Below are 12,785 nucleotides of genomic sequence, written 5' to 3' on the forward strand. Positions count from 1 at the left end.
CTTTAATCATTTCTAATATTTTTGCTAAAGCCTAATTGGATTTCATATATTTGTCATCTCCAGATAAATCCGGAGACAATTCAATAAATGGGATTTTTCAAATTTGTGATAAATTGAATTGATTGAATAGGAATGTGGCTTTAATCATTTCTAATATTTTGGCTAAAGCCTAATTGGATTTCATATATTTGTCATCTCCAGATAAATCCGGAGACAATTCAATAAATGGGATTTTTCAAATTTGTGATAAATTGAATTGATTCGAATAGGAATGTGGCTTTAATCATTTCTAATATTTTGGCTAAAGCCTAATTGGATTTCATATATTTGTCATCTCCAGATAAATCCGGAGACAATTCAATAAATGGGATTTTTCAAATTTGTGATAAATTGAATTGATTCGAATAGGAATGTGGCTTTTACCCTTTCTAATATTTTGGCTAAAGCCTAATTGGATTTCATATATTTGTCATCTCCAGATAAATCTGGAGGCAATTCAATAACTGGTATTTTTCAAACTATAATAAATTGGATTGATTGAATAGGAATGTGGCTTTAGCCCATTCCCAGATATGAATTGACATTCATAATTTTGGCTTTAGCCAAATTATTCAGATCTCAAAAATAAAAATGGCCCTGAATTCATGTTTCAGGGCCATTTATTTCATTGGGAATTATTCAACTTTGCATCCCTACAACGCCGTCCCCACCTTCTTTTGCTTCAAATTAATGGCTGGTAATTGGTTTTGTTTTACCATGTTGTTGAAGGCAGGTACGTCTTCGTCCACTATCTTTTTGAGTTTTTCGGAGGTCTTGTCTATTTTGCTGCTGATGTCATTGAATACATCGTGCGAGGCATTGGTTGGTTTGGTGTCCGCACTGCTTACTACGCCTGCTATTCCAGCTATTTTGTCGTTTAAACGGATAGGGTAGGCCAACAAATCCTGCACGGCTTTAGCTTTGTTTTGTAATAAACTCTGCTCCAAATCGTCCAAATTCTTCAGCATCGGTTTGGTTATTTTCTGGAAGTTAGAGATGATAACCGTATCTTTTACAGCCTTCATGTATTCTGTAACTGCCTTGCGTATCTCTCTGATATCGTTGATGTTGCGGTGCGACTCGTCCAGCTTTTTGTGTATTTTCATCAACAAATCAAACTGTGCTTTGAAGTCGGCATCGGTGGCATCTACCCTTGGGTCTTTTTTGATTTCGGCTATTTCTTCTTTCAACAATTTATCGCCCAAAATCATCCTTACCTTATATTGGCCAGGTACCACTTTAGGTCCTGTCGTATTTCCTGCCCACATCGGAGCTTTTTCGCCTTGAATTTCGGTGGCGTCGGCGTATCGCATGTTCCACACAAATCTGTTAAGTCCTGCTGTGGTACTTACACTGTTAGGTTTTGGTGCATCTGGGTTTTCATAAAAATCTTTTGAAACCTTAAATGGCTCACCTTTGAGGTCCTTTTTGCTAGAAAACGTGATGATGGTGTCATTGGTCATGGTCAAAAACTGCAGCTTAAGCTCCTCCTTTGGTGTTTCTTTCAAATAATAATTTACCAAAACTCCATTGGCGGCATTTTTACCTTCGTCCAAAGGAGTGCCTCTGCGGCCTCCGTCTCCACCTTCCATTCGGTAAGCATGACGTGGTTTGAAAAGGTGTTGATCTGCCAAGGCTATTCCATCTTTGATTTGGTGCAAAGGCGTGACGTCGTCCAAAATCCAGAACGATAAACCATGGGTGGCCACTACCAAATCCTTCTCTCTATCGTGAATTTGCAAATCTCTAATCGGTGAAATCGGCATATTGAGGTTCAAAGGATTCCAAGATGCACCATCATCAAAAGATACATAAATGCCTCTTTCGGTGCCCGCATAGAGTAATCCTGGTTTATTTGGGTCTTCACGAACAACTCTTGTATATTCATCAGATGGAATTCCTTTACTGATGCTTGTCCAAGTTTTTCCGTAATCGGATGTTTTAAACAAATAGGGTGTTCTGTCGCCAAACATGTACCTGGTGGCTGCCAAATATGCCTTTCCTTTCTCAAAATCTGAGGTATGGATCATCGACATCAGTGCGAAATCTCCCAATTGAGAAGTAGGCAAAGTGATGTTTGTCCAGTTTTTGCCGTTGTCGCGGGTTACGTGTAAATAACCATCGTCAGAGCCCGCCCAAATGTTTCCTTTTTCGAGTTTCGATTCGGCCAAAGTAAATATGGTGGCATAAATCTCAGCACCAGTTTGGTCGAGTGTAATAGGTCCTCCAGTGGCACCAGTAGTTTTCGGGTCGTTTCTAGTCAAATCTGGACTGATGATTTCCCAAGAATGACCTTCGTCATGGGTAACGTGTACATATTGCGAAGTACAATACAGTCGGGTATTGTCATGCGGCGAGAAAATAATAGGGTAAGTCCACTGAAATCGGAATTTCTTTTCAGCTGAAGTGTGCCCCATGTTGTTTTCAGGATACACCATGATGTTTTGCTCTTGGCCGTTTTCGGCGTTTTGTTTGGTCAAATAACCATCATACGAACCACCGTAAGTTATTTTGGAGTTTTTAGGGTCAATAGCAATGTAGCCCGACTCCCCACCAGCCACAGAATACCAGTCTCTTACGCCAATAGAATAACCGTTGGTACGGCTAGCGATTCTGACCGTAGAGTTGTCTTGTTGTGAACCATAGATATTGTATGGAAAGTCATTGTCTAAATGTACATGGTAAAACTGTGAGGTTGGAATGTCCACATCCGAAAACGTAACGCCATCGTTATAAGTAACTTCTGCACCTCCATCATCGGCTATGATGAAGTTCTCGGGATTGTTGGGATTTATCCAAACATCGTGCGTATCGCCGTGGTGCACTCTGATATTTCTTATGGTTTTTCCTCCATCCGTAGATTTGAAAGCGTTGACATTCAAAATAATCACGCCATCCACATTTTTTGGATCGGCTTGCAAGTTCATATAATACCAAGGGCGTTGCCAAAGATTTTTGTCATCATTCACCAGTCTCCAGGTCTCACCGGCATCGTTAGACGAGAATAGTCCGCCTTTGGCATTTTCGATTAGTGCATATAATCGGTTGGAATTAGCTGGAGAAATTGCCACTCCAATTTTTCCTAAAAGTCCTTTTGGCATCCCAGGTTTTTCATTTAAAGATACCCAAGTGTCGCCACCATCTACAGATTTGTATAATCCGCAGCCTTTGCCACCGCTGCTCATGCTGTGGCCATTGCGGTAGGCTTGCCAAAGTGTGGCGTATATTACCCGAGGATTGTTGGGGTCAATGCGTACATGATAGGCTCCAGTGCTGTCATCTTTGGCCAAAATATGCTCCCAAGATTTTCCGCCGTCTTTGCTTCTAAAAACGCCACGCTCTTTGTTAGGAGCAAATGGATTGCCCACCGCGGCTACATAAACCAGATTGTGATCTGTAGGGTGAACTTCTATGGTAGCTATGGCATCGGCTTTTGGCAAACCAATGTGTTTCCAACTTTTGCCAGCATCGGTTGACTTGTACATGCCGTCTCCGTAACTAATATTGCTTCGCATATCGGCTTCTCCCATCCCCACATATATTACGTTAGGGTCCGAAGGTGCCACTGCAATGGCACCCACTGAGCTAGATTTAAAGGTGCTGTCACCCGTGTAAGCCCAATTTTGACCACCATCGGTAGTTTTCCAAACTCCGCCACCTACGGCTCCATAGTAATAGGTCATCGGTTGGTCTTTGTGACCAGCTACTGCTAAAGACCTTCCACCACGAAATGGCCCGATGTTTCGCCATTGTAGGCCATCGTACAGTTTTTTATAATCTTGTTTAGGAGATTCAACAGCCATGGGCTCCGTAGTTTTTGCTTTTTTCTTTTGGGCAAAAAGCACGGAAGTAAACGATAGAAGAAGAATCAAAAAGGAAATTTTTTTCATAGTTTTTGATTGAAGGTTATTAAGGAAATAAAAATAGTATTTTTTTGTTGAAATTCATTCTTGATTCGACAAATTGAAGTTTAGGATGGGTCGAATCAGGGTAAAGTATTTTCAAATCATCAAATGGGGGTCAATTCGCCAAACCTGCTTCGGCAACCAGAATTAAAAGTGCAAGTTTTATAGCCAATGGCCCAGTTTCGTCATTTAAGTACCATTCGTCGAGGGCATGGGCGTTGTCTGATTTGCCACCTCTGCCTATCGTTACGGCTGGTATGCCCAACGAAATAGGAATATTTGAGTCTGTTGAGCCTCTGGTGAGCGTTGGTTGAGCATTAAAATAGGAAGTGGCAGCGATGGCTTTTAGAATTAAAGGAAGATTTTCTCCTAATTCTCCTGAGGGCCTTTCACCAATTTTGTCTAAAACCAAGGTCAACTTATCTCCTTTCTTTACGGTTTTGTTATAGTCTTCAAGTGCTTTTTGCATTTGCTCTTTCAGAATCCTTTCTATTCCCAAAAGCTTCTCAGGACTTACCGAACGCATATCTATTTCCATCCAAGATTCGAAAGGAATGGAGTTTACGGAAGTGCCGCCACCTATTCGACCCACATTGTAGGTTGTTTTAGGTCCATTGGCTACATAAGCACCAGCTACTGTATCAAAATAGTCTATGGATTTCCCAATGGCATGATGTGGATTGGCAACGCCAAAAGCACCCCAAGAGTGTCCACCTGGCCCTTTGAAGGTAACTTTATAACGCAAGGAACCCAGAGCCATATTGTTAATTCTTCCTAAATCACCTCCATCAATAGCAATATAAGCGTCAATTTTACGGTTCCCGTTTTTGAAAAGGTGCTTTACACCACGTAAATCGCCCAAGCCTTCCTCGCCCACAACACCTGCAAATAGCACATCCGAAGCAGTGTTGATTTGAGCAGTATTCATGGCTTTCATAACCGCCAATACCATTGCTAACCCGCGTGTGTCATCCCCAATGCCGGGAGCATAGAGTGTATCTCCATGTTTTTTTACTTTAACATCAGTTTCAAGTGGAAAAACAGTATCTAAATGGGCTTCTAAAACTACGGTTCTACTTCTTGATTTACCTTTTCTAAGTGCCAAAACATTGCCTACTTCATCTTTCCAAATAGAATCTGCACCGGCTGCTTTTACCATCTGCATAAACCTTTCGCCTCTTTTTTGTTCCATAAATGGAGGAGCAGGAATCTCAGTTAATTCCACCAGGTCTTTCATGGTTTGTGGTTCTAAGCTTTGGATTATATCGAACGATTTTTGTACTTTTTTATCTTTTCCTATGGCTTCTATTTGGTTTTTGTAAACCTCTTGAACGGAAACTTTTTTTTCGTCTTGTGCTTTTGTTTCTAATGAAAAGCCAAGAAGTATTATTAAAAGGGAAATATTCTTCATGTATGATTGCTAATTTTTTGGTTGATAAAATGTTCATTCAAAATTATGAAATAATATTTGGTGTTGGAATTTTATTTTTTCTCAGAACGGATTCAATTAAACCTTATGGTGTTCAATATCAATAAAACCCTCAATCTTTCTGATTTGATGAATTATTTGGTAATTTCGAATCTGTATTTGAATATTGAAAGACATGTTTTTGAAAAGAAATAGAAATAAAGACTTTCCTACTTCCAAGGTTATTTGGGTTAGTCTTGTGTTTTCTATTTTTTTGTTTAAAAATTTCTTTTCACCCTTGATTTACACATTTAAGCTTTACGAAGTTCGGTATGAGGTAAAAGAAATGCTCTTTAAAAAGATTCCTAAGGAAAGTCTCATTTCTATTGAAAAACCTCTAGGTTTTGATAATAGAGAGTTTGAATATGAGGGTGTTATGTATGATGTTGTAGAGGTAAAGATTGAAAAAGACAAGAAAATATTGTTTTGTTTTGCAGATATAAAAGAAACAGAATTGGGTCTAAATTTTGAAAAAAACTTAGATTTTTTATGGTCAAAAAATCCTGTCAGGAAAGATGTGTCTTCAAAATTGGTCGATTTTTTTAAAAGTATTTTATCCTATCATAAATTACCGAAGTTTTATATTTTTAGCCTTAAAATCAACAAGGTTGAATTTCTGTCAATTATCACAAATACCATAGAGGAGCATTTCTCCATCCACTTGCCGCCTCCCGAACATTCAAAAATCTTATTAGTATAAATTTAATTTCTCGAACTTAGAAAACTACTTGGTTCTTGAGATTTTGTGATGTGCCTCCATCAAGATAATTTCCAAAAATAATTGGAGATTTTTTTAATATTTTAGATTTTTTAGCAAAATGATTATTTCAATGAAATTTTATTTAATTCATTGAATGTTAATTATTTATGATTTATTATTCACGTATTATTTTTTAACATTGGAATGAAAAAATTTATATACTTACTTTTTTTCTTTTTAGGATTCGCAGAAGGTTTTTCTCAAAATGACAGTACCAAAAAAGTTCTGGACCTTGAGGACATAGTCATCTCTGCCAATAAATTTGAGTTGAGAAAGAAAGAAACTCCTAACCAAATTGAGCTCATTTCTGCCAAACAGATTGCTTTTCAAAATTCTCCAAATACTGCCAATCTTTTGGAACAAACAGGTAATGTTTTTGTACAAAAAAGCCAAGCTGGTGGAGGTAGCCCAGTTTTGAGAGGTTTTGAAGCCAGTAGGGTGTTGTTGGTTATGGATGGCGTGCGGATGAATAACGCGATTTTCAGAGCGGGACATTTACAAAACGTGCTGAGGATAGACCAAAGTATGCTCGAAAGGGCGGAGGTGGTTTTTGGACCAAGTTCGGTTATTTATGGCTCAGATGCACTTGGCGGTGTAGTACATTTTAGGACGAAAAGTCCTGAGTTTGATGTTAAAAACTTTCGGTCTTATCTAAGATATTCAACTGCTATTGGCGAAAAAACAGGACATGTAGATTTTAATATTGGCAAAAAGCGTTTCGCGTTTTTGACCAGTTTTACTTTTTCAGATTTTGGTGATGTTGTGCAAGGAACTAATCGCTTAGATGCTTATCCAGACTTTGGAAAAAGGCCTTTTTATGTAGAAAGACAAGGTAATGCAGATGTTTCGCTAACGAATAGTAATGTAAATAAACAAGTTGGGAGTGCTTACAGTCAGTATGATTTTTTACAGAAAATAAGTTTTCAACAAACCGATAATATTAAGCATACCTTAAATTTTCAATTTTCAAATTCCTCTGATGTACCTCGTTATGACAGACTTACGGAGCTTAGGAATGGTTTGCCAAGGTTTGCAGAATGGTATTATGGCCCAGAAAAACGACTGATGGTTGCATATCATTTAGATTTGAAAAATTCGCTGATATACGACAGAGCTAGTATTACTTTTGCATTTCAGGATATTGAAGAAAGCAGGGTTTCGAGAAATTTTAATAATGTAAATAGAAAAAGCCAGTTAGAGAAAGTTAATCTATTTTCGTTGAATGCTGATTTTCAGAAAGTAATAAAAGAACAAACCCTTACCTATGGACTGGAAGTTGTTGGAAATGATGTGAGGTCAAAGGCTCATTTTACAAACATCAGCACCAATGAAGAAAGAAAGGCCGACACAAGGTACCCTGACGGGAAAAATACAATGAACACTTGGGCAATTTATGTGGCGGACCAGCTGAAAGTAGCCAATACTTTAATTTTACATGGAGGACTTAGGTACGCATTTACTGATTTGTCGGCTGAGTTTATTGAGAAGTCGTTTTTCCCATTCCCTTTTAGCCAAATACAGCAAAAAAACAGTTCACTTACAGGAAACGTGGGTTTGGTTTACACACCGTTTGCTAAAACTAAATTAGGCTTGTTGGGTTCTTCTGGTTTTAGATCACCGAATATTGACGACTTAGCCAAGGTTTTTGATTCAGTACCTGGAAGTTTGATTGTACCCAATCCAAATATTAAACCAGAATACAGCTACAATGGAGAGTGGTCTTTAAATCAACAAATCGGTAATAAAATCAAGTTTGAAGGTGTATATTTTGTTACCTCTATGAAAAATGCCATTGTGATAGATGCTTTTACATTAAATGGTGAAAGAACAGTTTTGTATAATGGCCAAAGCAGTAAAGTTTTGGCAGCTCAAAACAAAGCAAAGGCATTTATTTACGGGTGGAATTTGAACCTTAAAGCTGATTTATCAAAGCAGTTTTTACTTTCTAGTGCCTTGAATTATACAAAAGGTAGTATTAATGATGCGGCAAACACGCCTTTGGATCATATTCCTCCCTTATTTGGTCGTACAGCCATTAAGTTCCAGAATAAAGCTATTCAGGTGGAGGTTTTTAGTATTTATAATGGCTGGAAAAAGCTTGCAGACTATAGCCCAAGTGGTGAGGACAATTTGATATATGCCACCAAAGATGGCATGCCCAGCTGGTGGACTTTAAATCTAAGGTCTGATTATCAGGTAAATAAAAATTTCACAGTGCAGTTTGCCTGTGAAAATATTCTAGATAAAAATTATAGAAACTTTGCCTCTGGTATTTCATCACCTGGTCGGAATTTTATGATTACCCTTCGAGGAGGTATTTAAGGTATTTCATTAAAAATCTCAGTAAGAAAGGAAATGCCTTACTGAGATTATTTTATATTAACTCACCAAAAGTTAAAGGAGTTTTTGGTGTTTCAATTGGAGTTCTGCCTTGAATTACCGAAAGTTTTCCGGTTTTTAAATGCGGTAAAACCAATTTTGCAAAATATTCACACTCTTCTATCAGCGGGTAGCCAGAAAGTATAAAGGCTCTCACGCCCATGTCCATGTAACGGTTCATTTTTTCAATAATTTGGGAAGGATTACCAACCATTGCTGCCCCACAGCCAGACCTGGCTCTTCCGATACCGGTCCAGAGCATGGGTTCAATAAAGTCATCTTTGTCAGCATTTTTTCTGAATTCGTCCTGACGTAATACCCCCGCAGATTTAGAGTCTTGCGTACGGTGTTTTAACATTTCAGCCGTTTCTAAATCGAATTTCGACATCAATTCTTTAGAATAAGCCAAAGCTTCTGCTTCGGTTTCACGAACAATAACATGTATCCGCATGCCAAAATCTATGGTTCTGCCATAAGATGCCGCCTTGCTGCTCATTTCTTGCATTGTAGCATAAATACTTTCTTCGGGTTCAGGCCACATTAAAAATACATCGCAATATTTAGCACACACTTCTTTCGATCCGGGTGAAATTCCCCCAAAATACAATAAGGGGCCTCCGTTTTGTTGGTATGGTTTAACAGGTTTGGCATCCATACTGAAATTGTAAATTTCGCCTTTGTGTTCTATTCTATCTTGCGTCCAGGCCTGTTTTAAAATCTCAATTACTTCAGCACATCGTTGGTATCGCATTTCATGGTCTTCCTTCAAACCAGGTAAATCTGAATTTATGATGTTAACTGTTAACCTTCCTTTCAGTATATGATCTAATGTAGAAATATGTCTGGCCAGCATTGGTGGGTGAATTTCCCCTGTTCTTATGGCTGCCAACATATTGATTTGTTGGGTTTGAGGAGCCATGGCTGCCGCAAAAGGTAATACTTCTTGGCCAATTACGTAGGAGGTAGGCAGTAGGATATTTTCGTATCCAAGCTTGTCGGCAGTTTTTATGATGTCTCCACAATGCTCATAATTGCTTCGGCGTGAAGGATCCACTGTGCCCAAAAAGCCCGTGTCACCACCACACAAATCATCAAACCAAGCGACTTCAGCAATCCTTTGTTCGGTTCTAATCCCTACCTGTTCAATTATCATATATTACTATTTAGAATTTCATAATTTTAATGAAATTATTCAGAATCAATATTTAAAAGTATTTTTGATTTTCAAAATTACAATAAAATATAAAACCGAAATTTTTTGAAATAGAAATGCCTTTAAAAAAAACAAAAGGACAATTCTCAGCTATGACTCAAAGAGAATAACAATAGCTTAAGTTTTGTCTTTGGCTATACTATCCGCCAAGATTGTCTTTGGAGATAGCAGTAAAAATGAACCTGAAGAGTTAAAAAACTGGATAAAACGTGCCCTTTTTTTGTTGTCAATTTGTCTGATGAGTCACTTTTAATGGCCTCTTTAAAAGAACTATGTTCTTCTTTTGGTTCTGTTGACTTCAATATAAACAAGGTTATTGTGGTTCAATTGGATCCTGATAAAACAGTTCGGCAGAAGTATGGACAGATAGGTATAATATAAATCAAGCGAAAAATATGGTCATTGATAAGTTGATGATTCATGCATTTAGTCAAAATTGTAAAAAGTATGCTAAAATCTCTGGAATGGTTTGATGTAATAGTGGTGGTAGCGGTTTTGTTGTTTCTCATTGTTGCCAGCATGTATTCTAGTTTTAAGAAAAAAGATGCCGAAGAATACTTTATGGCCAGCAGATCGCTCAAGTGGTGGTCTGTGGCTGGTTCTATTTTCGGTACCAACATACACGCCCAACAGATTATTGGCATGATGGGCGTGGGCTACTCCATAGGTTTTGCACAAAGTCATTACGAAATCTGGGCTATTCCTGCAATTTTGGTATTGTGTTATATTTTTATTCCCATTTATAGAAAAAGAAATTTCTTTACACTTTCGCAGTTTCTAGAAACTCGTTTCAATGCCAATGCACGTTTGGTTTATACGGTTCTGATGGTGGCGTTTATACTAATTCAGTTGATTGGTGGATTTTATATTGGTAGCCGAACCTTGGGTTTGTTGTTTGAAGGAACAGGGTGGGAGGTAAGTTATGTGGCTGGAATATGCATAATTGCGACCGTTACCGTTATTTTCACAGTGTTTGGAGGTATGGAATCTGTTGTAACGGCGGACAATATCCTAACAATCATCATGATAGCGTCCATCTTGCTAATGGGGTCTTTTACCTATATGCAGCCAGAAATTGGCGGTTTGTCAGGTCTACTTAAGTTAGATCATGCAGAGGCCAACAAAATGCATCTGTATTTACCCTCAAATCATCCAAAATTACCTTGGAGTGGGATTTTTACTGGCTTGACTATATTAAACATGTTTTATTGGACCACCAACCAATATCAAGTACAAAGGGTGCTGGCCGCAAAAACTGATAGAGATGCCAAACTTGGCTCTATTGCAGCAGGATTTTTGAAATTAATCATACCATTTTTCTCTATTGCAGTGGGCTCTGCGGCTTATTATATTTTTAAAACTAGATATGGGGCAGATTCCATAAAGCCAGATGATACCTTTTTAACACTTCTAAAAACTGTAGTTCCAACAGGTTACGGTTTGGTAGGATTAATATTGGCTGGGTTGATGTGTGCAATATTTTCTGCCATTTACTCCATGATGAACTCAGTTTCTACAATGATGGCATATGACATCTTTAAAAAATATATTAATCCTAAAGCTTCGGATAAAAAAACGGTTAGATTTGGACAATTGGCGGTGTTCTTAATTTGTAATGTTGCTGGTATTTTAGCCTTTTCCACTTATGATCCCAATTCCTCAGATAATTTCTTTTTAAAATTGGCAAACCAAACTTCCTATATCAAACCCGGTTTAGTAGTGGTGTTTTTCTGGGGAGTACTTTGGAAACAAACCAATCCTATAGCTGCCGTAATGGTTTTGGCGGGTTCTCCCTTTATTGGTTTAGGATGTGATTGGATATTTGAAAACATACTGATTCAATACCCATTTATCAGACAAACCTTCGGCGAAACCTTCAACTTTTTGTATCGTGTATTTTCAATTTTTTTAATAGGCTCAATTTTGCTGGTGATATGGAGTAAATATCTAAATGCAAATGGAAAGGCCAAGATTGCAGAATTCGATTTAGGCATATCCTTATCTGGCATTGGAAGTACCTTGTTTTGGTTTTTACTTACTCAAATTCCATTTATAGTAGTAGCATTATTGGGCCTGATTTCACCTCAAACAGCAGCCACTCCAGCCGCAATTGTTTGTTTGCTTTTGTTTGTTTGGTTTCACAAACGGGCAAAAGATGAAATGACTTTATTTAAATCAGATATATTTTATGCAGGCTTGCTTACTTCTTCCATGATTTGGATTATGTTTTATTTTGCATAATATTACTGCAAATTGTAAAAGGATAATATTTCAAACTAATGTCACAAAAAGTAATTATCATAGGTGCAAGTTCGGGAATAGGCAAGGCTCTTGCTATAAAATATGCCCAAGAGGGGTTTGAGGTCGGAATAACGGCAAGAAGAACAAATTTGCTCCAAAAAATTGTAGAGGAATTACCAAGGGCCAAATTCTACATTGCAGAAATGGATGTGGAAAAAGTGGAGAGTACTCGGAACATTTTGGCTGATTTGGTGGAAAAAATGGGCGGATTGGATATCCTCATCATCAATGCGGGCATTGGTATTCCAAAGGCGAGTTTTGAAGACGAACTCAAAACCATTGATATCAACGCCCGTGGATTTATGGGTTTGGCTCAATGGGCCTATTATTATTTTAAATCTAAGGGAAGCGGAAAAATTGTAGGTATTTCTTCAGTTGCAGGTGAAAGAGGAGGGCCAACTTCGCCCGAATACCATGCCACCAAGGCATTTGCTTCCACTTATATGGAAGGACTAAGGATTCGTTCTAAAAAGAGAAATCATGGCGTAAAAGTAATAGATGTACGGCCAGGTTATGTTGAAACTGAAATGACTGACGGTCAAAGAGGGATGTTTTGGGTCGCCAAAGCCGACAAGGTGGCAAACCAGATTTTTGACGCCGTCTTAGCGGATAAACCTGTGGTGTATGTCACTAAGAGATTTAGAATAATAGGTTTCCTCATGCGTAATTTGCCAGAGTGGATTTTGGTGAAGATGATGTAAAAAAACACCCCAACCAATT

Annotated in this window: 7 protein-coding genes; 4 read left to right on the forward strand and 3 right to left on the reverse strand. The window is 38.1% G+C overall.

Annotated elements, in window-relative coordinates; genetic code table 11:
* Nucleotides 1-692: 692 nt before the first annotated feature.
* Nucleotides 693-3,929: a VPS10 domain-containing protein gene (locus EGI31_RS13710; protein ID WP_255037797.1), complete on the reverse strand. Its 3,237-nt coding sequence runs from the start codon at nt 3,927-3,929 to the stop codon at nt 693-695.
* A gap of 130 nt (nt 3,930-4,059) precedes the next feature.
* Nucleotides 4,060-5,355, reverse strand: a complete 1,296-nt coding sequence (locus EGI31_RS13715; protein WP_255037798.1) for a M20/M25/M40 family metallo-hydrolase — start codon at nt 5,353-5,355, stop codon at nt 4,060-4,062.
* Nucleotides 5,356-5,650: 295 nt separating this feature from the next.
* Here EGI31_RS13715 and EGI31_RS13720 point away from each other — a divergent pair, with 295 nt between their 5' ends.
* Complete coding sequence (locus EGI31_RS13720) at nt 5,651-6,112, forward strand: hypothetical protein (protein ID WP_255037799.1); 462 nt, start codon at nt 5,651-5,653, stop codon at nt 6,110-6,112.
* Nucleotides 6,113-6,316: 204 nt separating this feature from the next.
* On the forward strand, nt 6,317-8,494 hold the full coding sequence (locus EGI31_RS13725; protein WP_255037800.1) for a TonB-dependent receptor plug domain-containing protein: 2,178 nt from the start codon (nt 6,317-6,319) through the stop codon (nt 8,492-8,494).
* Between the two features lie 52 nt (nt 8,495-8,546).
* Here the strand turns inward: EGI31_RS13725 and EGI31_RS13730 are convergent, their stop codons facing one another.
* Nucleotides 8,547-9,704: an LLM class flavin-dependent oxidoreductase gene (locus EGI31_RS13730; RefSeq protein ID WP_255037801.1), complete on the reverse strand. Its 1,158-nt coding sequence runs from the start codon at nt 9,702-9,704 to the stop codon at nt 8,547-8,549.
* A gap of 507 nt (nt 9,705-10,211) precedes the next feature.
* Between EGI31_RS13730 and EGI31_RS13735 the strand changes: the two genes are divergently transcribed.
* Both EGI31_RS13735 and EGI31_RS13740 read left to right on the forward strand, forming a co-directional pair.
* A complete protein-coding gene (locus EGI31_RS13735) occupies nt 10,212-12,005 on the forward strand; it encodes an SLC5 family protein (protein ID WP_255037802.1) in 1,794 nt (597 codons plus the stop codon).
* Between the two features lie 38 nt (nt 12,006-12,043).
* Nucleotides 12,044-12,766: an SDR family NAD(P)-dependent oxidoreductase gene (locus tag EGI31_RS13740; protein WP_255037017.1), complete on the forward strand. Its 723-nt coding sequence runs from the start codon at nt 12,044-12,046 to the stop codon at nt 12,764-12,766.
* Nucleotides 12,767-12,785: the final 19 nt, after the last annotated feature.

The organism is Lacihabitans soyangensis (assembly GCF_024343775.1).
Classification (GTDB): Bacteria; Bacteroidota; Bacteroidia; order Cytophagales; family Spirosomataceae; genus Leadbetterella; species Leadbetterella soyangensis.